This window comes from Streptomyces sp. SID13031 (assembly GCF_010548305.1).
Taxonomy (GTDB): domain Bacteria; phylum Actinomycetota; class Actinomycetes; order Propionibacteriales; family Kribbellaceae; genus Kribbella.
Map to the genome: position 1 here is coordinate 102,494 of NZ_JAAGLV010000019.1, position 24,944 is coordinate 127,437.

Here is a 24,944-nt window from a genome sequence, read left to right on the forward strand (position 1 = left end):
GTAGCCCATGCCAGGCCGTGCCAGGCTGTCTCAGCTGACCTTCGCGAACTCCGCGGTGTCGGCCTTGAGCGGGACGATCTGGTTCGCCCGGAGCGCCTCGTAGATCTCGGGGTTGTACCGGGCCAGCGTCGCCCGGGCACGGCGGCGGTAGCGCAGGATCTGGATCGTTCCGATCGTCCACAGCACGTACTGGAAGGCCAGCGCGAGCTTGAAGTCACCGAGCGTCTGCGGGGCGCCACCGGACGAGGCGTCCAGCAGGATCCCGACCATCCCGATACAGATCAGCATCGCGATGAAGCCACCGGTGTTGACCATCCCGTTCGCCGCCCCGAAGCGGGTCGTCGGGTTGAAGGTCCGCGCGTAGTCCAGGCCCAGCATCGACCCAGGACCGCCGGCGGCCTGGACGACGATCAGCAGGAGCAGCACCGGCATCGGAGCCCGGCCCGGCCACGCCAGTACGATGGTCCACATCAGCACCGACCCGGCGATCACGGCCAGCACGATCCAGGACCGGTAGTACGGGAACTTCGCGGCGTACCGGCCGACCAGAGGGCCATAACAGAAGCCCGCCAGCACCGGCAGGATGAGCATCGCCGCGGCTGTGGTCGGCGCGACGCCCTGCCCTTGGACCAGGAACGGGTACCCCCAGAGCAGACCGAACGTGCCACCCGAGAAGCTGGTGGTGAAGTGCGTCCAGAGCCCGAGGCGCGTGCCTGGCTCCTTCCAGGCCCGCCGCAGATTCCGGCGGACCAAGGCGATCGGCTGCTTCGCGCGATGCGGCGACACGTCGTACGGGCTGTCCTTCAGCAGGAAGAGGACGGCCAGGCCGGCCACCAGACTGAGCAAGCTCGCGGTGGCGAAAGTGGGGGTCCAGCCGAACGCGTGGAACGCGGCCGCCATCGGCACCGTCGACACGATCGCGCCGAGCCCGCCCAGCATGCCGGTCACCTGTGACATCACAGGCTGCCGGAGCGCGGGGAACCAGGCCATCACCACCCGCAGCACACTGATGAAGACGAGCGCGTCGCCGACGCCGAGCACCGCCCGGGCGGCCAGCGCCGCCGGGTAGGAGTCGACCAGGCTGAATGCCGCCTGCGCTGCGAACAACAGCCCCGAGGAGGCGATCAGCAGCCGCTTCGAGCCATACCGGTCCAGCAGAATGCCGACCGGCACCTGCATCGCGGCGTACACGGTCAGCTGGACGACGGTGAAGCTGGCGAGCGCGGACGCGGAGATGTCGAACCGCTCGGCCGCTTGCAGACCGGCGACGCTCATCGAGCCGCGGTGCAGCACGGTGACCAGGTAGGTAAGGACAGCAGTAGCCCAGACCGCCCAGGCACGCCGACCGCCCAGGGGGAAGACGAGTTCGGTCACTGCCAGCCCCGCAGATCCGTCGCGGCGACGTGGATGTGGTCGATCACAAGCTCGCGGAAGCGCTTGGCGCTGGTACCACCGAGGGCGTCGATCATCTCCTGGTGGGCGGCGATGGACTTGTCCATCCGGGCCGGCTGCATCTCGATCCCGGGCACGCCCATCCGGACCTGCCGGTCGCGCAGGCTGTTGTAGAGCTTAGCGAGGATCTGGTTGCCCGCGGCACCGACGATCGCCTCGTGGAAGACCCGGTCGGCGACCAGGAAGCTCTTCGCGTCCCCGGCCTTGCGGTGCGCGCGCATCTCCTGGACCAGCGGGACGAGCTTCTCGGCCAGCTGTTTGCGGCGCGGCCAGACCTTCGCCGCGGCGTGCGTCTCGATCAGCTCGCGCGCCTCCAGGACGTCGTTGACCTCCTGCGCCAGCACCGGCAGGACGAGCGCGCCCTTCTTCGGGTAGAGCTTGACCAGGCCGGACTCCTCCAGCCGCAGCAGCGCCTCCCGGACCGGAGTACGGGAGACTCCGACCGCGGTCGCCAACTCACCCTCGGTCAGCAACTCGTTACCGGGATAGACCCGGTCGAGGATCGCCGCTTTCACATACGCGTAGACGCGTTCCGCCGCGGGGATCTTCTCCACCCCGGGCGCTGCGTCCGCCACTATCCGTGCAATTTCCGTTGTCTCGTCACCCAGTACCAACCCACTCGCCGGACCTTCGCCGGCCACCCCGCTACCCACAACACCCCTTACGTCACGTATCTCTGTTGTATCTATCTTACACGCAACACAATCCAGCGCTCGATTGATTCCCTCCCACCGAGTTATCCACAGGTTGGTCCACAGATGTGGGCCGTTGTGGATGGAGATCTACACAGAGTGAGCACAGGGACACTGGGTAATGACCAGCGCAGGGTTTCCCGTGCTTTCCGAGTCGATCGGCCCGTGGCGCCACGATGCGTTCTAGAGTTCGGCCAGCGTTCCCGTCTGATCGCCCCTGATGAGGAGATTGTCTTGACCCCACGCTCGCGTACCCGTCGGTTGAGCGCCGGCCTGGCTGTCGTTGCACTGGCGTTCGCCGGCGCCGGCACCGCCGCTGCTCACGCAACACCTGTCTCTCCGTCCGCCTCGGGCGCCGTCGCGGCCGCGCCGGGGATCCTGATGAACTACGTAGTCAACACCAAGCCGGTGTCGATCCACGTCGACCGGGCCGAGCAGGCGATCGAAGCGGCCGGCGGCACCGTCGTCCAGTCGTACGAAGACCTCGGCGTGATCATCGCCCAGTCGACCAGCACCACCTTCCGTACCGACGTGAAGCTCGGCAAGAACGGCAAGAGCGTCCAGTCGGTCGGCGCCACCCGGACCGCGGCCGTCTCCGAGGGCCCGGTCGGCGCCGCGAAGCCCGCGGACGCCGCTCCCAAGGGTCTGCAGGCCGGCGAGGCCACCCCGGTGCTCGACCCGCGTGAGGGCGAGCAGTGGGACATGGCCCAGATCAAGGCGGACCAAGCCCACAAGGTCACCGACGGCACCCACCGCGTTCTGGTCGGCATCAACGACTCCGGCGTCGACGACACGCACCCGGACCTGGCGCCGAACTTCGACGCCGCCAACTCGGTCAACTGCATCAACAACGGCGTACCGGACACCACGCCCGGCGCGTGGCGGCCGACCACCAGCACGCACGGCACGCACGTGGCCGGTACCGTCGCCGCCGCCCGCAACGGCGTCGGCATCGTCGGTGTCGCCCCGGGCGTCCGGATCGCGTCGGTGAAGGTCGTGAACGACGACGGCTACATCTACCCGGAGTACTCGATCTGTGGGTTCGTCTGGGCCGCCGAGCACAAGATGGACGTCACCAACCACAGCTACTTCATCGACCCGTACACCTTCTGGTGCAAGAACGACCCGGACCAGGGCGCGGTACTGGAAGCAGTCCGCCGGGCTGTCGCGTTCGCGACCAGCAAGGGCGTGCTCTCGGTCGCGGCTGCCGGCAACTCGAACTACGACCTGGCGAACAAGACCACCGACAACACCAGCCCGAACGACACCACCCCGGTCGCCCGGACCATCAACAACGACTGCCTGGACATCCCGACCGAACTGCCGGGCGTGATCACGGTCGCCAGCACCACCAACACCAAGGCTCGCAGTGGCTTCTCCAACTTCGGCCTGAACAAGATCGACGTGGCCGCGCCGGGCAGCAGCATCCTGTCCACGCTGCCGGGGAACAGGTACGGCATCGCGAGCGGTACGTCGATGGCGTCGCCGCACGTCGCCGGTGTGGCCGCGCTGATCAAGTCGTCCCGCCCGTGGCTGAAGCCGGCCGAGATCGAGAAGGCCCTGCGCGTCGAAGCCGACGACCAGGCCTGCCCGGCCGTCGTCGACGCCCGCTGCACCGGCACCACCGCGAACAACGCGTTCTTCGGTGAGGGTCTCGTCGACGCGCTGGACGGCGTCAAGAAGTACTGATCCCACCGGTCCCCCACTGAGGACCGCAAAGACAGAGAGAGGGGATCCCCCGCCCGGGACCCCCTCTCTCCTTTTTGTTGCCTCAGGCCCCGGTCTTCTCCAGGATCGCGGTGGCGATGGTCTTCTGCACCGGGATCAGGGTCAGGTCGCCGGACGGGCTGGAATCCTTGGTGAAGTTCACGACGATCTCAAGCTCGCCCTTCCGGACGTGCAACTCGTTGTTGGACTTGATGAAGAAGGCCTGGTCGCCGATCCCGTCGACCAGCTCGCCGTCGTCGCCGGGCGGGGAGAACTCGTCGGCACTGGTGTGCTGAGCGCCCACCAGGAAGTGCCCGCCCTTGAGCCCGTAGACGCACTCGCGCTGGGTGTCACCGGGTTCGTACGGATCGGGTCCGCCCCGGAAGCCGTCCTCGTCCGGCGCGATCGGCAGGCCGGTCCAGGTGGTGATGCCCGCCTCAGTGAACCCCTCACACGGGTTCGGCAGGTCACCCGCCTCGCCGGCCGCCTCGCCGGTCGGGGTCGGGGTGGTCGGGTCGCCCGAGGACTGCTCGGTCGGCTGCGCAGTCGGCGTACCGGGGTCGTCCGACGGCTGGCTGGTCGGGGTGGTGGGCGGCGGTGCGGCGGCCTTGTCGGCATCGGCCGGGCCGCACCCGGCGACGGTCAGCGCGAACGCACCGGCCAGCAGCACGCTCGCGCCGACGGTGACGAGTCGCCCGCGGTGAACAGTCAGCATCACGATCTCCCTCGAGAAGCACTGCCCCGGAACGGACAGTCGAGAGCGAAGCTAGCCGCCCGGAACGCCGTCGAACGGCGTTCTCGCGCCAGCTGACCCGATGGGGCAGCAAGATCCTCCCGGACGGCATCGACCCCCGTGCAGAACGGGCCATCGGCAACGACTGCTCAGGTACAGGTCACCTCGGGCGTGGCGACGACAACCAGCTGTCCGAAAGCGGACGACCCAGGAAAGGCGCTCCTGGGTCGTCCGGTCGTCCGGCTCAGAACATCAGCGCGCGGGCCGGATCCTCGAGGATGGCGGCGACGTCGGCGAGGAAGGTGGAGCCCTTCTCGCCGTCGATCAGCCGGTGGTCGAAGGACAGCGCGAGCGTGGTGATCCAGCGCGGCACGATCTCGTCGTCCACCACCCACGGCTGCTTGCGGACCGCACCGAAGGCGAGGATCGCGGATTCGCCGGGATTGATGATCGGCGTACCGGCGTCGATACCGAAGACGCCGACGTTGGTGATCGTGAACGAGCCGCCGGCCTGGTCGGCCGGTTGGGTCTTGCCCTCGCGAGCCACCGCGACCAGGTTGTTCAGCGCCGCGCACAGATCGGTCAGCGGAAGCGCGCCGGCGTTCTTGATGTTCGGCACGATCAGCCCGCGCGGGGTGGCCGCGGCGATCCCGAGGTTGACCGAGCCCTTGATCACGATCTCCTGGTTGGCCTCGTCCCAGGTCGCGTTGATGATCGGCGTCCGCCGGGCGGCCAGGGTGACCGCCTTGGCGACGATCAGCAACGGCGAGACCCGTAGCTCCCGGAACGCCTTGTCCTTCTTCAGCCGCTCGACCAGCTCCATCGTGGCGCTGACATCGACGGTGATCCACTCGGTCACATGCGGTGCGGTGAACGCACTACTCACCATCGCCTGAGCCATCACCTTCACCACACCCTTGACCGGAATCCGGGTGTCCCCCTGCACACTCACCACAGGAGCAGCAACAGCCGCTGCCGGAGCTGACGTGTGGCTCTCCACATCGCCACGAGTGATGACTCCACCCGGCCCGGTCGCCGTCACAACAGCCAGATCAATCCCAAGATCCTTAGCCAACTTCCGCACCGGCGGCTTAGCCAGCACATGCACACTCACCCCGTTGCCTCCGGCAACCTCGGCCGGAACAGAAGGCGCAGCCGGAGCACTGACCGCAGGGATAGCCTGGGCGGCTGGTGCGGGGCTCGCCACGACAGCTGCGGCCGGGGCGCCGCCCTTGCGGGGGCGGCGTTTGGCTTCCGTTGTCTTCGGGCCGTAGCCGACCAGAACGGCGGTGCGGCCGCCGGGGGCTGCGCCGCCGATCTTGCCTGGCTCGATGGCTTCTTCGTCGGGGATCGACGGGACCAGGTCTTCCGCGCCGGTGCCCTCGTCTGCCGTCTGGACGGAGATGATCGGGGTGCCGACGTCGACCGTCTCGCCCTCGGGGACGAGGAGTTCGGTGACGACGCCCGCGAACGGAACAGGCAGCTCGACCAGCGACTTCGCGGTCTCGATCTCGACGACGGTGTCGTTCAGCTTGACCGTGTCGCCGACCTTGACCTTCCAGCTGACGATCTCGGCCTCGACCAGGCCTTCGCCCACATCAGGGAGGCGGAACTGCTGGATCCCCATCAGTACCCCATCACCCGGTCGACACCCTCGAGCACCCGGTCCAGGTCGGGCAGGTACTCCTCCTCCATCCGCGACGGCGGGTAGGGGGTGTCGTATCCGGCGACGCGCAGTACGGGCGCCTCCAGGTGGTAGAAGCACTCCTCGCTCACCCGGGCCGCCAGCTCAGAACCGGTACCGAGCGACAGCGGAGCTTCATGCACGACGACCGCGCGCCGGGTCTTCTTGACCGAGGCGAAGATCGTCGCCAGGTCCAGCGGCGCGATCGAGCGCAGGTCGACGACCTCCAGGTTGCGGCCGTCCTCGACCGCGGCCTCGGCCGCCTGCAGGCAGGTCTTCACCATCGGGCCGTAACAGAACAGCGTTGCGTCGGTGCCCTCACGGACCACCTTCGCCTTGTACAGCGGGTGCTGCGGGCCGGTGCTCTCGTCGAGCTCGGCCTTCTCGTGGTACCGCCGCTTCGGCTCGAAGAAGACGATCGGATCGTCCGACTTGATCGCCTGCTGGATCATCCAGTACGCGTCGACCGGATCGCCGCAGGAGATCACCTTGAGCCCGGCGACGTGCGCGAACAGCGTCTCCGGCGACTCCGAGTGGTGCTCGACCGCGCCGATGCCGCCGCCGAACGGGATCCGGATCACGATCGGCATCTTCAGCTTGCCCATCGACCGGTAGTGCATCTTGGCGACCTGGTTGATGATCTGGTCGTACGCCGGGAAGACGAACCCGTCGAACTGGATCTCGCAGACCGGCCGGTAGCCGCGCAGCGCCAGGCCGACCGCGGTCCCGATGATGCCGGACTCGGCCAGCGGGGTGTCGATCACCCGGTCCTCGCCGAAGTCCTTCTGCAGACCTTCGGTGACCCGGAAAACCCCGCCGAGCTTACCGATGTCCTCGCCCATGATGATGACCTTGGGGTCGTCCTCCATGGCCGCCCGCAGGCCCATGTTGATGCCCTTGCCGAGGCTGATCTTCGTCATCACTGCTCCCCTTCGAAAGAGGCGGCATAGGCCGAGTACTGCGCCTGCTGCTCGACCAGCTGCGGCGTCTGCTCGACGTACGCGTGCTGGAAGAAGTCCGTCATCTTCGGGTCGGGCATCGCCAGGCAGCCCGCGCGCAGGGTGGCGGCGACCTGGTCGGCCTCGGCCTCGATCTCGTCGAAGAACTCGTGCTCGACGCCGATAGAGCGAGCCAGGTAGGCCTTCACGCGCTCGATCGGGTCCTTGAGCTTCCAGTACTCCAGGTCCTCGGACAGCCGGTACTTCGTCGGGTCGTCCGACGTCGTGTGGGCGCCCATCCGGTAGGTGTAGGCCTCGACGAAGGTCGGGCCGCTGCCCTCGCGAGCGCGCTTCAGCGCCTGCTGGGTGACGGCGTACGTCGCCAGTACGTCGTTGCCGTCGACGCGGACGCCGGGGAAACCGAAGCCGGCCGCGCGCTGGTACAGCGGGATCCGGGTCTGCCGGTCGATCGGCTCCGAGATGGCCCACTGGTTGTTCTGGCAGAAGAAGACGACCGGCGCGTTGAAGACCGACGCGTAGATGAAGGCCTCGTTGACGTCGCCCTGGCTGCTGGCGCCGTCGCCGAAGTACGCGATCGTCGCCTCGCCGTTCTCGTCACCGACTGCGTGGTCGCGCTGCTGACCCATCGCATACCCGGTCGCGTGCAGCGTCTGGGCGCCGATCACGATCGTGTAGAGGTGGAAGTTGTTGTCGCGCGGGTCCCAGGCGCCCTGGTCGACGCCGCGGAACAGGCCGAGCAGGTTCAGCGGGTTGACGCCCTTGCACCAGGCCACGCCGTGCTCGCGGTAGGTCGGGAAGACCATGTCATTGGTGTTCAGCGCGCGGCCGGAGCCGATCTGGGCGGCTTCCTGGCCGAGCAGCGAGGCCCACAGGCCCAGCTCGCCCTGACGTTGTAGCGCGGTCGCCTCGGTATCGATCCGGCGGACCATGACCATGTCCCGGTAGAAGCCCTTGATCGCCTCGTAGTCGAGGTCGAACGAGTAGTCCGGGTGCTCGACGCGCTCACCTTCAGGCGTCAGCAACTGGACGAACTCGACCTCCTCGGAGGCCTGGGAGGGACTGACCGGCGCCTCGACGGGCGCGAACACTTCCGGGGCAAGGCCCGGCACCGACTCACTCACATGCACTCCTCGGGTTCGAGCGCGGGATCGCCGCGACCGCAACGTTGCACGGGCCCCGGCCCAGCCAGCCGGGTGAGGCTTCGCAGGCGGGACCGCGTGGATCCAGGTTGATGCAGGGTGGTACTCACCGCTCGGCAGTGAACCTCCTCACTGGTATCACTGCCCATCTTGCCGGACACCGTACCCAGCAGGTTGCTGTTGCGCTAACTGTCTGGACGCCGACTTGTACGGCGGTACCGAAAGGCGTCTCGCGCTGAGACACCAGTCCAGCCACTGGTCATATCTCTGACCGTTGTCAGGCTTAAATCCCGCCACTGTCACCGTACCGAGAGGTTTCGTGCGATCTACGTCACAAAGCGACGTCGATCAGGGCAACTGCTCCAGGCGTACCAGTTTGAAGTTGGTCCCCTCGCGGTCGCCGTCACCGGGGGTGTTCTCGCCGTCATGGACAGCGAGCAGGCCGTGCGGGAAGAGCGGCCCGAGCGGCTTGGTCGTGACCGCGGCGCCGTCACTGTGCTGTACGCCGTCCGCCGCGCGACCGTCGACGATCTTGAACCCATTGCGGTAGTCGAGGCCCTTCGCGGTGATCCGGTAGCCGGCGAAGGTGGAGTCGCCCTGGCTCGACGCGTAGAGGGTCTTGGCGGTACCGCGGTAGGCGATCGTCAGGCCCTCGGCGTCGGCGCTGAGGTGCTTGCCGCCATCCGGTGAGACGGGGCCGGTCGGCGCGCACTCCTCGGTCTCTTCGTCGTACGCCCCGGGCTGGCCGAATTCGCGCGTCTTCTCCAGCAGCGCCGGCTTGCCGACCAGCGGACTGCGGCCATTTAGCGGGATGGTCCAAACGCCGATGTCCTCCTGCGCGGCGTACAGGGTGCCCGTCGTCTGGTCGAAGACCATGCCCTCGACCTGCGGGCGGTCGCCCGGGTCCTCACAGGGTGACCAGGTCGATCCGTTCGACAACCGGAAGGTTGAGGGCAGGTCGAGCTGCTTCACAGCCTGGTAGCCGATCTTGCCCGCGCGGTCGGCGACCAGGCGGAACAGCCCGATCCGGGTCTCGCTGCGACGACTGACGGCGACGAACGCCTGACCGCCGAGGTTGAGCGCGGCGACGCCGTACGCCGTGCGCTGCTCCTGGACCTCCGTGGAGTTCTTGCTGAAGACGAGAGGAGCGGTGGGGCTGGTGACGTCGGTGAGCACCTTGTTCTTGGCGTCGGCGCCACGCTGGTCGACGGAGTACACCCGGAGCTTGTCCAGCCCACGGTCGGTGACGACGGCCAGATCCTGCCGCTTTCCACCGACCAGGACACCAGTAACAAGGTCAACGTTGTTGAACCGGCCGGCCTCGTCCCCCGGAGCCGGCGCCGGCGGAGTCGCGATCCGCTGCAGCTCCCGACCGGTCAGGTCGAAAACAGTCAGCCCGCCGTTTTTCAGCGTCCCAAGCACAACGCTCTTCCCCGGTCGCGCCGAGTTGACCCAGATCGCCGGGTCGTCGGCGTTCGCGTCCCCACCGGCCTCGTCATCCCAGTTGGCCGCCGTCTCGGCCACCGCCCGCACCCCCACTACCTCTTCTTTCGCCTGCACCCCCACTAACTCTTCTTTCAGTGCCGATGCCGGAGGCGAGGCGAGGGCTGTTACTGCTGTGGCCGCCAGAAGAACGGCGAGTGGGATGCGCATGCGGTCAGGCTCACCGGCCCGGGTGTCCAGTGGCCGACCACCAGGTGAAGAGTCTCTTGTGGCCCGCACCCGGGCGCGACTAGTGTCAGGATCGTTCTTGCATTTGACCCATGACATCGGAGGAAAATCGCGATGACCATCGCACCGGCGCCCGCAGTACCGCCTGAGGCCACCCTCAAGCCGGCGTCCGGGGCGATGATCTGGTCGGCCCTCGCGGTGGTCTACGTCGTCTGGGGCTCGACCTACCTCGCCATCCGGATCGTCGTCGACGCCGACATCCCGCCGATGCTCGGGATGGCCTCCCGCTTCCTGGTCGCGGCCGTCCTGCTGGCCGCGTTCCTCGCGCTCAAGTCGGGCACCGGCCGCCTCCGGGTCACCGGCCGCGAACTGCTCGGCGCCGGCGTCGTCGGGCTACTACTGCTTGCCTTGGGCAATGGTGCTGTCGCGGTCGCGGAGAAGACAGTGCCGTCCGGGCTGAGCTCACTCCTGGTCGCCGCAGTACCGCTGTGGCTGATGCTGCTCCGCGTCGGCAGCGGCGAGCGGCCGCGCCCGCTGACCTGGCTCGGCGTCCTGATCGGCTTCACCGGCGCGGCCCTGCTCGCACTATCCGGCGGCGACACGAGCGCGAAACCGATCTCGGTCGCGATCCTCGTCGGCGGCACGATCTGCTGGGCGATCGGCTCCCGCTTCTCGCCACGACTCGGGCTGCCCAAGGACCCACTGGTGGCGACTCTGTACGAGATGCTGGTCGGTGGTAGCGCGATGGTGCTGATCGGCGTACTGAGCGGTGAGCCCGGCCGTCTGCACCTCGGCGCGATCGAGCCGAAGGGCTGGATCGCCCTCGCCTACCTCGTCGTCTTCGGCTCGCTGCTCGCGTACACGGCCTACTCCTACTTACTGGCGAACGCACCGATCTCGCTGATCGGCACCTATGCCTACGTGAACCCGGTGGTCGCGGTCCTGCTCGGCTGGCTGGTCCTGAGCGAGCGCATCACCGCCAAGATCCTGATCGGCGGCGCGGTCGTCGTCGTGGGCGTCGCCCTGGTCGTCAGCGCCGAGCGCCGCCGGACCGTCTAGCCCGCCAGAACGCCGGGCCCCTGGAAAGGGAAAGACCCGGGCTCCCATGGGGTGCCCGGGTCTCCCACCGCTGCCGATGCGCGCGGCAGCGGGTCCGTGTTGCCAGGCCGGCGCCATGCCCCGAAAAAACACGGCGCGAAACTCCGGCAATGGTGCGTGACAATCCGTCGTGTCATGGTAATGCCATTTCGCCGGCCACCGAGCCCGCCGAAAATACCCCATGAAACGCGAGCAATCGTTCGCCCGCGATCAGACAACGACGAAACCGCCGATCGGTTACGGCACTGGCCGAAACGAATTGTTCTCACCTCCGGCTCCCCTGAGCGCGAGCCGCCTGGGTGACAAGTTGCCTGGTCAGAGACAGATTCCTGCTGCGGCAACCAACCCATCATTCGCCTGGTATGGGTTACCCACGGATTCCCGCCTGAACCAAAAAACCGCCGACGAATTCTGTAACCCACCCCATCACTCGTCGTTACCCACTAAGACGAATCCGTCATACCCGAAAGGAAACCTCGCATAATGCAGGTAACACGCAAGATCGCCGCTGCAGCGGCAGTGGCGACCGTTGCCACGCTGGGCCTGGCCACCGTCGTCAGCGCGAACATGATCGACGACAACACCAAGGCCACCGGCGGTGTCACCGACGCCTCGGCGCTCAAGGGCTACTCCAAGGGCGGCAAGGTCTGGTACTTCGTCCGCGACAACGGCAGCCTGGTGAACGTCGACGACAACAACGTCGGCCCGTTCCAGGCCTGCCACAACGTCGCCGCGGTCAACGGCATCGGCGGCGCCGTGCCGGTCAGTGACGTCGTCGCCATCGTTGGTCTGTTCAACGACGGCAACCAGGCCACTGTCGTCAAGACCTGCGAGCAGGGCTCGAAGCAGAACAACCACGGTGGCAAGTGGTACCGCGTGGGCGACGACGGCCTCGTGTCGGTCTCCCGCAACAACGTCGGCCCGTTCCAGGCCTGCCACAACGACGTTGCTGCCAACGTCATCGGCGGCGCCGTGCCGGTCAACTCGATCGCCGGTGTCCTGGGCCTGGACAACGACGACAACACCACGGACATCCTGAAGACCTGCGAGCAGGACTCCGAGCAGGACAACTGACCTCTCCCTGGTCAGCGATGATGGACACCGGACCGGTCGCCTCGGTGGGGTGATCACCCGGTAGTAACACCTCGAAGCGGCATCGGGAACTAAGCCTCACTACTTCCCGATGCCGCTTCTTCGTGAGTGAGCACAAATGTTCGTGAGTAACACCGTCTCGAGAGCCACCGGCTCCCGGGGGCTGCGGATGGCTCCAGCGGCCCGCGGCGCCAGGTCTTTCGTACGACGCCGGTCGCCCGGCCCCCGTCCCAGCGGGGGCCGGGCGATTGTGTCAGCTGGGGAGATCGCGCAGGTCGAGGATGCTGCCGGTCGGGTACTTCGCCTCGATGACGGCCCACAAACCGGCCGCTGCCTGCTCCGGTGTGATCAGTCCGCCGGAGCGCTTGAGCTCCCGGAACCTCTCGACCGCGGGAAAGTCCTGCTCGTCCACCGCCCGGATCTCCGCCTGCATCGCCGTGTCCACCACCCCCGGCGCCACCGCGATCACCCGGCAGCCCCGCACGCCACCGGCCGCCACACCCGGCGCCGCACCGGTCACCGCGTCGGCGCTCTCCTGGTCCAGCGCGGCTTCCTCGAGCCCGACCGACCGCACCCAGTGCTCGACAGCCGCCTTGCCCGCGTTGTACGCCGACCAGCCCGGATAGGCCTTGGTCGCGGCACCCGACGACAGCAGCACCAACTGCCGCTCACACTCGAGCCCGGCAGTCGCCCGCAGGAACGCACGGCCAAGCACCTGCGGCGCCGCCGAGTTCAGCAGCACCGCCTTCGCATAAGCCTCGGCATCAACCTTCGCGGCCGGCCCGATCGGTACGACCGTGCCGGCGTTGTGCACGAAGATCACCCGCTCACCGTCGAACCCGGCCAGCTCCGCGGCGAAATGCTCCTCGACCCGCACCCAGTCCGCCGGGTCGGCGAGATCGGCCGCGAAGTGCTCGACCACTCCACCCCTCCGGGACAGGTCGATCACCCGCGCATCCGCGTACGGCGTACTGACTGCCAGCGCAGCCCCGATCCCGGAAGATGCGCCTGAGATCCAGATCAGGTTCCTCACTGGCGCCAGGCGCACGCGATCGTGAGGAAGAGGTCGTTCGCTTCACGCTCGCCGATCGTCACCCGGGCACCCTCGCCCGGGAACGGCCGGACCGAGACACCCTCGGCCTGGACGGCTTCGGCGAAGGCCAGCGTCTCCTCGCCGAGCGGCATCCAGACGAAGTTCGCGTGCGTCTCGGGGACGTCCCACCCGGCCGCGCGAAGCTCGCCGACTACCCGGGTCCGCTCGACCACGAGGGCTTCGACGCGGTCCAGCAGCTCCTTCTCCGCGCGCAATGACGCGACCGCGGCCGCCTGGGCGACCTCGCTGACCCCGAACGGCAGCGCGCACTTACGGATCGCGGCGATCACCGGCTCGTGGCCGATCGCGTAGCCGATCCGGAAACCGGCCAGCCCGTAGGCCTTGGAGAAGGTCCGCAGGACGACGACGTTGCGCCGCTCGCGGTACATCTCGGTGCAGTCCGGCGCCTCCGGCTCGCGGACGAACTCGCGGTACGCCTCGTCGAGTACGACGAGAACGTTGCCCGGTACGGCGTCGAGGAACGCGATCAGCTCGTCGCGCCGGACGACCGGCCCGGTCGGGTTGTTCGGCGTACAGACCACGACGACGCGGGTGCGGTCGGTCAGGGCGGCTTCCATCGCCTTGAAGTCGTGCCGGGCGTCCTCGGTCAGCGGGACCTGGACGGAGGTCGCGCCGGTCAACTGCACCGCGATCGGGTAGGCCTCGAAGGACCGCCACGCGTAGACGACCTCGTCGCCTTCGCTGCAGGCGGCCTGCAGCAGGTGGTAGAGCACGGCGACCGAGCCCGTCCCGATGGCCAGATCGGTGACCGGTACGTCGAACCGCTCCGACAGCGCCTCGAGCAACGGCAGCGCGCCCATGTCGGGGTACCGGTTCATGTTCCCGGCAGCCTCGGTGGCGGCGGCAAGCACGCCCGGCAGCGGCGGATACGGGTTCTCGTTGCTGGACAGCTTGAACGTCGGGCGGCCGTCGGCGCGCTCCGGTGGCCTGCCCGGCTTGTAGGCCGCGACGTCGTCCAGGACGGAACGGAAGCGGACCTCATCGTCTGCGGTCATGGCGGCAGGCTAGCCCCAACCTCGCCGGCTTAGAACCCCACAGAACCGCACTGGACAAATTGCTCAACGAGCCCCGAATCGGTTCGCCGCGCAGACGGCAAAATGGCCGAAGACCAACCCATTCGTCTACCAAACAACCCGAACCCTGAGCAGGACCATCCCCCACCCGTACTCGCTCGTCGGGCTGACGCATCGACCCCACCCAAACCACAAACAACGCGGCATCCGACCCGCATCGCATCCCGCTGCTGAGTGACGTCCAGTCGAGTGGTGCACGAGCAGCGCAGCGAGCTGCCCGGCCCGCCTCCGGGCCGTCTCAGGGGTTGTCCCCTCAGACGGTGGGTTGCCCGTCCAGAATCCGACCAGGCAACCCACCGACTGCGGGGTTAACCCCTCAGATGCGCGGTCCGGCCCCTGGCGTGGCGGCGGGCGAACCCCGCCAAGAGGAGCTCTGGGGCCACGGTTCGGTGGCGTTCAGGGTGGCGGCGACGGGCCACCCTGTCTTGCCGGACCCGCCACCCCAGCGCCTCACCAAACCCAATGCGCCCGCTCGCCCAGAGGTTCGGGTGGGCGCCACGCTCCAGCTCGCAAGACGAGCACGGGTGGGGCCAAAACCTAGCCGGGCAGGATGACCTCGCCGCCGGCGACGGTGATGGCGGTGAGGTCGAAGTCGAGTGGGTTGGTCATACAGCGTCCCGAGCCGCCGCCCTTGTGGAACTCGGACAGGTCGAGGACGACGATCTTCAGGCCCAGGCCGGTCAGGATCTCGCGTAGCCGCGGTGAGCAGGCCGGCATGATGATCGTCTCGTTCACCACGATCGAGTTGCCGCTGAACGCGAACGCCTCCTCGTCGGTGAGCACGATCGGGTCCGGCACGATGCCGAACAGCTCGGCCTGGCCGGCGGCGTCGAGGGCCGGCGGGTAGACCATCGCGTGGGTGCTGTCGACCGGGCAGAACGGCAGGTCGAGGTGGTACATGCCCTCGTGCTGGATGCGCAGGCCGCGGACCCGGATGTTCCACTCGGTCGCCAGGTGTTCGAGCGCGCCGGCCTCGGTCCGCGGGCCGTAGCCGACCACCAGGCTGTCGCCGAAGACGAAGGCGTCGCCGGACTCGAAGTGCGGGCCGACGCCGTCACCGCCGGTCCGCTTCAGCTCGTAGTCGTGGCCCATGAACCACTCGGCCGCGGTCAGCGACTCCTTGCGGCGCGGCTCGAACCGCATGTGCGACAGCATCGCCTTGCCCTGCGCGGTGGCGAAGCCCAGGTTCATCGCGTAGACCATGTCCGGCGAGTCCTCGCGCTGGGCCAGCACCTCGACCTCACCACCGGCGTCGACGATCGCCTGCCGGAGCGAGTCCCACTGCTTGAGCGCCAGCTCGGGGTCGGGCTGGTCCTGGGTCGACATGTACGGATTGATCACGTAGTCGATCCGGAAATGGTCCGGCCGGACCATCAGATAGCGGCGACCCCACCCCAGCGGCTGACCCATGTGTACACCTCGATGCGCTCACGACCGGCGACATTGCCCGATCCCCGGATTGTCCGACAATCAGTCAGTGTGCAGGGCCGCGAGGATCGCGTCAACCTGAGTTTCGCTACCTCAGCTGGTGGCGTAGATGAGGTCCAGCGAGGCGGGATCCCAGCGGTTGCCGGCGATCCACTGGAGAGCCTTTTCCTTGCCGTCCGGGAGGTAGCTGTAGATCCGGACCGAGATCGCCTCGGGGTTCCTCGGGTCCGACTTCGACTTCTCGTAGGTCGCCTTGAAGCCGATCCCGATATAGGGCAACTGGGCGAGAATCGGGTACTTCGCCGCCAGCCGGTCCTGGATCTCGTCGTACCGGCGGCCGGCCTCGGCCTCGGCCTCGAGCTCCTGCTCCGGGTTGTTCTTGCCCCAGGCAACGCCGACCGGCCCGTTGGCGTAGAGATACATCTTCACGTCGACGGGATCCTTGCCCCGCACCACGAGCGGCTGCGAGTAGCTCTGGAAGCCGTTCCGCTTGGCCTCCAGCGTGTACGACCCGGGCCGCACCTCGGTGGTGCCGTTGGCGGCGATCGGCTGCCCGTCCAGCGTCAGGGTCAGGTCGTTCGGGATCGACTTCACCGTCAGCTCCGCCTTGGGATCGTGCCGCCAGATCAGGAACCCGCCGATCAGCACGACGATCACCAGCAGGGCGACAGCGCCGATCACCAGCGTTCGCCGGCCGTCCTCCTCCATCAGCTGCTCCTACTTCCTGGGCGGGACATCAGGGCGTCTTCTCGGGCGCCGGCGCCTGGTTCTTCAGCCGGGCGACGGCGAACTGGTACTTCTTGCCCACGTTGTACGCGTACCCGGCCTCGGGGACATGGCCGCCGAGCGATGCGGCCACCGAGTTGTACTTGCCGTACTTGCCGACGAACAGGTACGTGTGCCCCTCCCCGATGAAGATGTCCCCCGGCTGCAGCTGGCTCTCCGTGATGTCGTCGATCACGTCGTACTTCGGAGAGGACCGCAGATAATCGTCCTGAACGCCGGTGGACACCATCGGATAGTCCGGATCGGCACCGCTCATCCGCATGACGGTGGCCACGAACCGCCCGCAGTCGCTCCACACCCGGTCGCCATTACTGCTGTTGTACTTCGGCAGTGCGGCCTGGTACGCCGGAGTCGCATCACCCTGCTGGCTGCCGTGCCCGCCTTCGGGCCAGGCGAGCGAGATCGCGACCGCGACGATGTTGCCGCTACCGGCCCCGCACGCCGTCGACGGCCCCGTCCCGGGCTTGCCGGGCTCGGTGCCGTTACCGAAGGTCTTGAGCACCTCGCGGGCGGTGGCCTGCCGCCGGCCGTACTCGGGGTCGTTCGGATTGGTCGTGAAGATCTCGAACTTCTCGGCGAACAGGTACGCCGCCTCGTCGACCGTCTTCGTCGCCTTCAGCGCGGTACCGACGGTCGGCAGCGGCACCTTGCCACTGCCGTCCAGTTGGTGGATGAGGAAGTTGAGCTGGAACTCCAGCGTCTCGATCTGGCTGTCGGGGGCGTTCATCTGGCGGCCCGCCTCGATGACCTTGCCGGCCGGATACCACTGGACGATGCCCCAGGCCTTGTCCAGCCCGACGGCCGACGCGGCCGGCGTTTTCGTGCCCCCGGCGGTGCCGTTGAGTCGTTGGGGCTCGACGCTCGACTCGTGGATCATGTTGCCGACGACACCGGCCGCCTGCTCCTGGGTGTAGCCGTTCGAGACCAGGAAGTTGAACGCTTTCTCCTGGTTGTTGCCACCGACCAGCGGTCCGCCGCTGCCACCGCAGGCACAGCCGCCGCCACCCGATGAGGCGGCGCTCGAGAAGAGCTGGGCCGGGTCGGTCTGCTCGAGCGAGCCGCCGTCTTCGCCCGCCTGCGCCCAGACCTCGAAGTGCAGGTGGGCGCCGCTCTTGCCGGGGGCGGCTTCGTTGCCCTCGCCCGACGTGCCGATCTGCTGGCCGCGGGTGACCTTGTCGCCCTTCTTGACCTTCTGGCTGTCGAAGAACCGGTACCAGGTCTCCAGGCCTTCGCCGTGGCTGATCTTGATCCACTCTTCGTCGACCGACTTCACCTCGCCGGCCTCGACCGCGTACACCGGGCTGCCCAAGGCGACGACGAAGTCGAGGCCTTTGTGGGTCTCCTCGCCCTCGTCGTCCCAGCCCTGGTCGGCCTGGTGCTTGTCGGTCGGCCAGGCCATCGAGGTCTCGGTCCCCGTACTCGGGGTGCAGGCCGCGGCGGTGTCCATGCTGCTCAGGACGCCGACGATCATCGCGATGATGATGATCAGTGGCAGGACGAGCACGAGCATGACGCCACCGATGATCGGCAGAGCCTTGCTGTCACCCACGGTGCTCTCCTTGCTGTGACCATCGGCGGACCGGGCGGACGGGTGGCCACTGCGTCAAAGACTGCCCGAAAACGAGGTCATTATGTCGAGAGTTATCCACAGGTTGACCGCCGACCGGCCCCGACGCGGGTGCCGCGCGCGACAACGGCGGCTGACTGGACGACAATCGCTGCATGTACGAACGGCTGCGGGTAGACCGATCGACCACGGTGGACCGAGTGGTCGACGCGCTCCGCGCTGCCCTCTTCGCGGGCGACCTCGAGCCCGGTACGCCGTTGCGCGAGCAACCACTCGCCGAGGCGCTCGGCGTCGCTCGCAGTACGGTCCGCGAAGCGATGACGATGCTGGTCACCGAGGGACTGGCGGTCCGGGAGCCGAACAAGGGCGTCAGCGTCGCGATCCTGCACCCGGCCGCGGTAGCCGACATCTGCCGGGCCCGGTTCGTGCTCGAGTCGGCCGGGGTCAGGGCCTGGTTCGACGCCGACGAGGTGGCCCGCGAACGCGTCCGCACTGCGATGCGCACCTTCGCCGCCACCGCCAAGGAAGGTGCCGACCCCGAAGCGATGACCGAGACCCACCTGGCCATCCACCGCAGTCTGGTCGCCCTGACCGGCAGCGAACGACTGACCGCGACCGCCGACTCGATCACCGGCGAGGCCAGGCTCGCCCTCGCCCGCGTCGACGCACTCCGCCAGGACGCCAAACAACAGGTCGCTTCGCACCGCAAACTCGTCCGCCTGCTGGAGAAGGGCGACCTGGACGAATGCGTGGAAGAACTCCGCCGCCACCTGGCCGGCGCCGAGGAATCTCTCCTCGAGGCCATCGCCACCCCACCCTCCTGAAGGCATCTCCCGTCGGACGCGGTGATGATCCTGCTGGATCCGTCTGCGGCGTGGGAAGGGTGTGATGAACCCCGGGGTGGCAGGATCGGTGTATGAAGAACTTGATCATCAAGTTGCTCGCCAACGCGGTGGCGCTGGCGGTTGCGAGCTGGGTCGTCAGCGGCATCACGCTGCAGGGTGCGACCACCGGACGCCGGGTGCTGACGCTGCTGATCGTGGCCGCCATCTTCGGCATCGTGAACGCGGTGGTGAAGCCGATCGCGAAGCTGATCTCACTGCCGTTCATCATCCTGACCCTGGGCCTGCTGATCTTCGTGATCAACGCGCTGATGCTGCTGCTCACCTCGTGGATCACCGACAAGCTCGACGTCCAGTTCCACGTCGGCGGGTTCGGCGCCGCGCTGCTGGGCTCCCTCGTCATCACCCTGGTCGGCATGCTGCTGAACGCCGTACTGCCGGACCAGGCCGAGATCCGGTGAGCCGGCTGGTGGGCCGGTCCGAGCCGCCGCACCCTCGGTGAGTTCCGCAGTGAGGCACATCGAGGTCGTCTGCACGGGCAACATCTGCCGCTCCCCCATCGGCGAGGTAGTGCTGCGCGCGAAGCTCGCCGACGCGCGGGTCGACGACGTCGTGGTGACGAGCTCCGGTACCAGCGGCTGGCACATCGGTGACCCGATGGACTCCCGCGCGGCCGCCGCACTCGCCCGACGCGGGTACGACGGGAGCGCGCACCGGGCGCAGGAGTTCCGCAGCAACTGGTTCCCCGAGCGCGACCTGGTGCTCGCGATGGACACCGGCCACCTGACCGCGCTGCTCCGACGCGGCGGCGACGACCTCGCAGTACCGGTCGAGCTGTTCGCCGACGAGGACGTACCGGACCCGTACTACGGCGACGACGCCGGTTTCGACGACGTCCTCGATCAGATCGAGAAGGCGGCCGACCGCTGGGTCGACCGCCTGACAACCTAACCACCGCTGGTTGTGCGAGCCCACCAGTGGTGGGCTCGCACCCGGTGGCTGGGTCAGCTGGTCTGGCCGATAGCGGATAGGAGGGTGGCGAACCATTCCACGCTCGGGTCGAATTCCTTGCCGCCGGCGATGCGCGGGAACTCGATCGCGCGCAGTTCGTCGCCGCGCTCCTCGTCGTGGCCGACGACGCCGCTCTCACCGCGCAGCGCCGCATCGACCGCGTAGTCGGTGCACTGCTTGATCAGCTCGAGGTCGGCTTCATTGGCAGCGGCCGAACGGCTGAAGTAGCCGCTCTTCTGCACCATCGTCTTCTCCGCGCCGATCCGCTCGGCGAACTGCTTGGCGAACCACGCGCCCGGGTTGACCGCGTCGAGCTTCACGTGCCCGAACGGGTCGCGCGGCACGTCCTCGCCGCGCGCCTCCAGCTCGGCCACGATCGACGGTACGCCGGCGCCCTCGGACAGGAAGATCGTCACGCAGTCGTTCTCGTCCATCACCGCCTTCAGCCGCTCCGCCTCGGCGTCCAGGTCGATCGTTGCCTCAGGCACATAAACCGCGTGCACATCCCAGCCGCCCTGCTCCAGACCGATGCCCGGGTTCCACTCCTGTGCCGTGAGCCACTTGCGGTACTCCGCCGCGGTGGCCGCGGTCAACCAGCCGCAGTTACGCCCCATCACCTCGTGGACGACGAGCATCCGTGGGTTCGAACTGTGCTCGGCGATCACGTTGCGGGCGAAGATCGCACCCTGCTCGGCCGCGGTCCAGGCACCCAGGCTCTGCTTGACCGGGATCACGTCGTTGTCGATCGTCTTCGGCAGGCCGACCACGGTCAGGTCGTAGTCGTGCTCCTGCAGGTACGCCGCCAGGTCGGCCGCGGTCGTGTTGGTGTCGTCGCCGCCGATCGTGTGCAGGACGTCGACGCCATCGGCGACCAGCCGCTCGGCCGCGACCTGGAGCGCGTTCTGGCCGTCGGCGATCAGGCCGCGCTTGACCAGGTCGGCGGTATTGGTCAGCTTCACCCGGCTGTTGCCGATCGGGCTGCCGCCGAACTTGTGCAGCAGACCCGCCTTGGCCCGGACCTCGGGGGTGACGTCGAGGTGCCGGCCGCTGAGCAGACCGTGGTACCCGTTCAGGTAGGCGATGATCTCCACGTCGGGCGCTACCTCGGTGTAACGCTCGATCAGCCCGCCGACGGCGGACGACAGGCAGGGGGCGAGCCCGCCCGCGGTGAGAAGGGCAACTCTGCGGACAGACTTGTCGGCAGCCATGGTCAGGGTCCTTCCGGAGGTCACTGAAGTCGCTCTCAGCGTAGTGATGCAGACCACTCCGAGCGCTGGTTGGGGTTCAGCTTTCGGACAGTGGGACCGCTAGGGACGGCTGGGCAGCGGGACCGGGCGGGGTTCGATGGGGGTGGAGACGATGAAGGAGCTGGTGGTCTGGCCGTGCAGGAGGAACTTGTCGAGGACGTCTTCGAGGCCGGCGATGGCGGCTACCTGGACGCGCATCAGGAAGCAGTCCTCACCGGAGATGCGGTGGCACTCGACGACCTCGGGGGTTCGTTCGGCGAGCTCGATGATGCCCGGGATCTGACCTGGACCGGGCCGGAGGCGGACCCAGGCGGCAACCGGCAGGCCCAGCGCGGCCGGGTCGATCTCGAGCCGGTAGCCGCGGATCACGCCCGACTCCTCCAGCCGGGCGACCCGCTCGCGGACCGTCGGCGCCGACACCCCGAGGCGGCGCGCCAGCTCGGTCGTCCGCAGCCGCGGGTCGGCCGACAACTCGGTCAGCAGCCGGATATTCAGCTCATCCAGGGCCGGTTTCTCGGTCTGAAGGCTCAAGGCCGCAATCGCATTCGCTTCGGAAACCATCTCTCGCCTTTCTGACTCATTTCGCCATGTCGCGGCGACAATCTGCTTCCTAGGCTAATCAGCGTGACAACCGTTGTGGAAGCTTCCCCCAAAACCCTCCTGGTGACCGGCGCCGCCGCGGTGTCCGTGCTGCTGTGGGGCTCATCCTTCGTGGCCATCCGGCACGCCGGCACCGAGTTCTCCGCCGGCTCGATGTCGCTCGCCCGACTCCTGGTCGGCAGCGTGCTCCTCGGCACCTACTTGTACTTCCGTGAGCGCCCCACCAGAGCCAGCTGGCCGGCCAGGCGCGACTGGCCGCCACTACTCGCCTGCGGCCTGCTCTGGTTCGGCGTCTACAACGTCGCCCTCAACGCAGCCGAGCGCCGCCTGGACGCCGGTACTGCGGCCATGCTCGTCCACATCGCTCCGCTACTGATCGCCCTGCTCGCCGGCCTGACGCTGGGCGAGGGCTTCCCGCGGCAACTCGTCATCGGCAGCCTGGTCGCGTTCGGCGGCGTAGTGCTGATCGGTACGGCGACCTCCACCGGCCGCGCCGAGACCTGGGGCGTCATCCTCTGCTTCGTCGCCGCCATCTCGTACGCCGTCGGTGTGGTCGCCCAGAAGCCGCTACTGACCCGCCTCCCCGCTGCACAGGTCACCTGGCTCGCCTGCATGATCGGCACCGTCGCCTGCCTCCCGTACGCGCCCACCCTGACCACTGAGCTCCGTACCGCGAGCGCAGGCACCATCTGGTGGGTCATCTACCTAGGCGCCTTCCCCACCGCTCTCGGCTTCACTACCTGGGCCTACGCGCTGCGCCGCTCCACAGCCGGCCGCATGGGCGTCACGGTCTACGCCGTCCCAGTAGTGGCCATCGCACTCGCCTGGCTCCTCCTGGACGAAACACCCGCCCGGCTCGCTCTCGTCGGAGGCGCACTCTGCCTGGCCGGGGTCGCGATCTCCCGGCGTACCGGACGCTCTACTGCGAGAAGGGAAGCCTGATGAAGTTCGGGGTCTTCGTGCCGCAGGGCTGGCGGATGGATCTGGTCGAGTTGGCTGACCCGGTCGAGCAGTGGGAGGCGATGACGGCTGTCGCGCGGGCCGCCGATGCCGGGCCGTGGGACTCGATCTGGCTGTTCGACCACTTCCACACCGTGCCCGAGCCGGTGCGCGAGACGGTCTTCGAGGCGTGGACGGCGACCGCCGCGCTCTCCCGCGACACGAAGCGGGTCAAGATCGGCCAACTGGTCGGCTGCAACGGCTACCGCAACCCCGCTCTCTACGCGAAGATCGCCGCCACCGTCGACGTCGCGAGCAACGGCCGCCTGTACGCCGGGCTGGGCGCGGGCTGGTCCGAGGAGGAGTGGACGGCCTATGGCTATCCGTGGACCAGCCTGAAGGACCGGATGGGCTCGTTCCGTGAGTCGGTCGAGCTGATCCACCGGCTGTGGACCGAGGAGGACGTGGTTTTCCACGGGAAGTACCACTCGGTGGACAAGCCGTATGTCGAGCCGCGCCGCAAACCGCCGCTGTGGATCGGCGGTGGCGGCGAACAGGTGACGCTCAAGCTCGTCGCGCAGCACGGCGACGCCTGCAACTTCGGCACCGGCCAGGTCGACGTCATCGAGCACAAGCTGTCAGTACTACGTAAGCACTGCGACGCAGTCGGCCGCGACTACGACGAGATCGTGAAGTCGACCAGCCTCAACCTCTTCCCGATCGGCCCCGGCGACGACCCGGTCACCGCCACCGCCAAGGCACGCGGCCGCTACACCGTCGACGAGTTCCGCGAGATCGGATCGGGCGGCGGCTCAGGTGCGCTGGCCGATATCGCTTCCACGCAAGAGATCCGGAGGCGGTTGGAGCAATTGGAGGAGGCTGGGATCCAGTACGTGATCATCTACATCCCAGGCGTCGCCTACGACCACGAACCACTCGAGCGGTTCGCGGCCGACGTAGTACCGGCCTTCTCTTAGCTCAGAGTGTGGCGGCCAGGTCGCGCAGGTGGGTGTGGATGTTGCTGTAGGCATCGACTTTGGGGAGGAGGCGCTTGGGGACCTTGGTGACGACGCTGTAGTTGGCGTCGACGACGTTGGCCAGCGGGACCTCGCTGATCTGGCTGAGGAGCTGGTAAGCGTCCAGCTTGTCCAGGCCGTACAGCTCGCCGAGCCAGCCGACCATGTCGACCTGACCGGCCCGCCAGGCGTCTTCGAGCGGGCGGCTGGAGCCGACGACGGCGAGGTAGGCGTCGTTCTCGATCCGGGGCCAGGCCGGGCCGGGCGTCTTGAGGAGCTCGACGATGAGGACGACGTTCATCGCGCCCTCGACCGCGGTACCGCAGGACTCGCCCTCGCCCTGGCGGTAGTGGCCGTCGCCGACGGAGAACAGCGCACCCTCGACGTTGACCCGGAGGAAGCAGGTCGCGCCGGCCTTCATCTCGGGCGTGTCCATGTTGCCGCCGAACATGTCCGGTACCAGCGACGAGCGGACCTCGCCGGCGGCCGGCGCCACCCCGACCGTGCCGAGCATCGTCTCGATCGGCAGCGCGATCTCCAGGTCGCTGCCCTGCGCCTGGAACCCGACCGTCTGCCGCTCGGTGTCGACCTCGTAGATCCAGGTCCGCTCCGGCAGCGGGTCCTGCAGGGTCGCGGTCCGGTCCGTGCTGGTCAGGCCGCCGAAGAACGGGATCGTCGCCGACGCGCCCCAGCCGCGGGCCGGGGTGAGCTCGACGAAGTGCAGCACGAGCGTGTCGCCGGGCTCGGCGCCCTCGACGTAGAACGGCCCGGTCTGCGGGTTCACGAACGGCATGTTGAGCCTCGCGCTGGCCAGATCCGCCGTACTGCGCAGCCGGCCGCAGAACGCGTCCTCGGTCCACAGGCGCATCGCCGTACCGGGTTTCACCCGCCGCAGCGGTGCCGCACCGCCGAAGGTCCAGGTGAGCTGCTCGCTGTCCGGGGTGAATTCGACGATGTCCACGCTGGAAATCTACGTCCGGCGATACCTCCTTCGCGACTGATCAGCGGGTTCTCAGCGGATTCTCAAACAGACCGCATATCGTCGGGAGGCGGAGCTCACTCGGGCTCCACCTCGGAGACTGTGGGCGAGCGGG

General features: G+C 68.0%; 23 protein-coding genes. 8 read left to right on the top strand and 15 right to left on the bottom strand.

The window, feature by feature from the left end; translation table 11 throughout:
* Positions 1–30: 30 nt before the first annotated feature.
* Entirely contained in the window at positions 31–1,374 is a 1,344-nt protein-coding gene (locus G3I17_RS31465) for an MFS transporter (protein ID WP_164601383.1), read from the bottom strand.
* Complete coding sequence (locus tag G3I17_RS31470) at positions 1,371–2,006, bottom strand: GntR family transcriptional regulator (protein ID WP_164601496.1); 636 nt, start codon at positions 2,004–2,006, stop codon at positions 1,371–1,373. The genes G3I17_RS31465 and G3I17_RS31470 overlap by 4 nt, the downstream gene beginning before the upstream one ends.
* Positions 2,007–2,378: 372 nt before the next feature.
* On the opposite strand from G3I17_RS31470, the gene G3I17_RS31475 reads away from it, so the two are divergent.
* On the top strand, positions 2,379–3,833 hold the full coding sequence (locus G3I17_RS31475) for a S8 family serine peptidase (RefSeq protein ID WP_164601385.1): 1,455 nt from the start codon (positions 2,379–2,381) through the stop codon (positions 3,831–3,833).
* An 82-nt stretch (positions 3,834–3,915) separates the two neighbouring features.
* Here the strand turns inward: G3I17_RS31475 and G3I17_RS31480 are convergent, their stop codons facing one another.
* From G3I17_RS31480 to G3I17_RS31500, 5 genes are all read right to left on the bottom strand, one after another.
* Positions 3,916–4,566, bottom strand: a complete 651-nt coding sequence (locus G3I17_RS31480) for a DUF3558 domain-containing protein (RefSeq protein ID WP_164601387.1) — start codon at positions 4,564–4,566, stop codon at positions 3,916–3,918.
* Positions 4,567–4,828: 262 nt separating this feature from the next.
* Entirely contained in the window at positions 4,829–6,211 is a 1,383-nt protein-coding gene (locus G3I17_RS31485; RefSeq protein WP_164601389.1) for a dihydrolipoamide acetyltransferase family protein, read from the bottom strand.
* Positions 6,211–7,188, bottom strand: a complete 978-nt coding sequence (locus G3I17_RS31490) for an alpha-ketoacid dehydrogenase subunit beta (RefSeq protein ID WP_203591026.1) — start codon at positions 7,186–7,188, stop codon at positions 6,211–6,213. Before G3I17_RS31490 ends, G3I17_RS31485 begins: the two co-directional genes overlap by 1 nt.
* On the bottom strand, positions 7,188–8,315 hold the full coding sequence (gene pdhA, locus G3I17_RS31495; protein WP_343238483.1) for a pyruvate dehydrogenase (acetyl-transferring) E1 component subunit alpha: 1,128 nt from the start codon (positions 8,313–8,315) through the stop codon (positions 7,188–7,190). The genes G3I17_RS31490 and pdhA overlap by 1 nt, the downstream gene beginning before the upstream one ends.
* A gap of 399 nt (positions 8,316–8,714) precedes the next feature.
* Complete coding sequence (locus G3I17_RS31500) at positions 8,715–10,019, bottom strand: phytase (RefSeq protein WP_164601395.1); 1,305 nt, start codon at positions 10,017–10,019, stop codon at positions 8,715–8,717.
* Positions 10,020–10,151: 132 nt separating this feature from the next.
* On the opposite strand from G3I17_RS31500, the gene G3I17_RS31505 reads away from it, so the two are divergent.
* Positions 10,152–11,096, top strand: coding sequence for an EamA family transporter (locus G3I17_RS31505; protein ID WP_164601397.1), 945 nt, complete (start codon positions 10,152–10,154; stop codon positions 11,094–11,096).
* Between the two features lie 522 nt (positions 11,097–11,618).
* Positions 11,619–12,209, top strand: coding sequence for a hypothetical protein (locus tag G3I17_RS31510; RefSeq protein WP_164601399.1), 591 nt, complete (start codon positions 11,619–11,621; stop codon positions 12,207–12,209).
* Positions 12,210–12,480: 271 nt separating this feature from the next.
* Here the strand turns inward: G3I17_RS31510 and G3I17_RS31515 are convergent, their stop codons facing one another.
* The 5 genes from G3I17_RS31515 to G3I17_RS31535 all read right to left on the bottom strand — a co-directional run bounded on the left by G3I17_RS31515 (position 12,481) and on the right by G3I17_RS31535 (position 18,177).
* Positions 12,481–13,260: an SDR family NAD(P)-dependent oxidoreductase gene (locus G3I17_RS31515; RefSeq protein ID WP_164601401.1), complete on the bottom strand. Its 780-nt coding sequence runs from the start codon at positions 13,258–13,260 to the stop codon at positions 12,481–12,483.
* Positions 13,257–14,336, bottom strand: a complete 1,080-nt coding sequence (gene hisC / locus G3I17_RS31520) for a histidinol-phosphate transaminase (protein ID WP_164601403.1) — start codon at positions 14,334–14,336, stop codon at positions 13,257–13,259. The genes G3I17_RS31515 and hisC overlap by 4 nt, the downstream gene beginning before the upstream one ends.
* A gap of 615 nt (positions 14,337–14,951) precedes the next feature.
* Complete coding sequence (locus tag G3I17_RS31525) at positions 14,952–15,824, bottom strand: arginine deiminase family protein (RefSeq protein ID WP_164601405.1); 873 nt, start codon at positions 15,822–15,824, stop codon at positions 14,952–14,954.
* A gap of 111 nt (positions 15,825–15,935) precedes the next feature.
* Positions 15,936–16,550, bottom strand: a complete 615-nt coding sequence (locus G3I17_RS31530) for an S-layer protein (RefSeq protein WP_164601407.1) — start codon at positions 16,548–16,550, stop codon at positions 15,936–15,938.
* A 28-nt stretch (positions 16,551–16,578) separates the two neighbouring features.
* Complete coding sequence (locus G3I17_RS31535; RefSeq protein ID WP_164601409.1) at positions 16,579–18,177, bottom strand: phage tail tip lysozyme; 1,599 nt, start codon at positions 18,175–18,177, stop codon at positions 16,579–16,581.
* Positions 18,178–18,350: 173 nt separating this feature from the next.
* Between G3I17_RS31535 and G3I17_RS31540 the strand changes: the two genes are divergently transcribed.
* The 3 genes from G3I17_RS31540 to G3I17_RS31550 all read left to right on the top strand — a co-directional run bounded on the left by G3I17_RS31540 (position 18,351) and on the right by G3I17_RS31550 (position 19,988).
* Positions 18,351–19,019, top strand: a complete 669-nt coding sequence (locus tag G3I17_RS31540; RefSeq protein ID WP_164601411.1) for a GntR family transcriptional regulator — start codon at positions 18,351–18,353, stop codon at positions 19,017–19,019.
* A 92-nt stretch (positions 19,020–19,111) separates the two neighbouring features.
* On the top strand, positions 19,112–19,498 hold the full coding sequence (locus tag G3I17_RS31545; protein ID WP_164601413.1) for a phage holin family protein: 387 nt from the start codon (positions 19,112–19,114) through the stop codon (positions 19,496–19,498).
* Between the two features lie 49 nt (positions 19,499–19,547).
* Complete coding sequence (locus tag G3I17_RS31550; RefSeq protein WP_164601415.1) at positions 19,548–19,988, top strand: low molecular weight protein-tyrosine-phosphatase; 441 nt, start codon at positions 19,548–19,550, stop codon at positions 19,986–19,988.
* A gap of 53 nt (positions 19,989–20,041) precedes the next feature.
* On the opposite strand, the gene G3I17_RS31555 is transcribed toward G3I17_RS31550, so the two are convergent.
* Positions 20,042–21,256 carry a pyrophosphate--fructose-6-phosphate 1-phosphotransferase gene (locus tag G3I17_RS31555; RefSeq protein ID WP_164601417.1) on the bottom strand — a complete coding sequence of 405 codons (1,215 nt, stop codon included), beginning with the start codon at positions 21,254–21,256 and terminating at the stop codon, positions 20,042–20,044.
* A 99-nt stretch (positions 21,257–21,355) separates the two neighbouring features.
* Positions 21,356–21,826, bottom strand: a complete 471-nt coding sequence (locus G3I17_RS31560) for an Lrp/AsnC family transcriptional regulator (protein WP_239063097.1) — start codon at positions 21,824–21,826, stop codon at positions 21,356–21,358.
* A 93-nt stretch (positions 21,827–21,919) separates the two neighbouring features.
* Here G3I17_RS31560 and G3I17_RS31565 point away from each other — a divergent pair, with 93 nt between their 5' ends.
* Complete coding sequence (locus G3I17_RS31565; RefSeq protein WP_343238480.1) at positions 21,920–22,837, top strand: DMT family transporter; 918 nt, start codon at positions 21,920–21,922, stop codon at positions 22,835–22,837.
* Complete coding sequence (locus tag G3I17_RS31570; protein ID WP_164601421.1) at positions 22,837–23,811, top strand: TIGR03560 family F420-dependent LLM class oxidoreductase; 975 nt, start codon at positions 22,837–22,839, stop codon at positions 23,809–23,811. The genes G3I17_RS31565 and G3I17_RS31570 overlap by 1 nt, the downstream gene beginning before the upstream one ends.
* 1 nt (position 23,812) lies before the next feature.
* Here G3I17_RS31570 and G3I17_RS31575 read toward each other — a convergent pair whose 3' ends face one another.
* Positions 23,813–24,811, bottom strand: coding sequence for an acetamidase/formamidase family protein (locus G3I17_RS31575; RefSeq protein ID WP_164601423.1), 999 nt, complete (start codon positions 24,809–24,811; stop codon positions 23,813–23,815).
* Positions 24,812–24,944 lie beyond the last annotated feature (133 nt).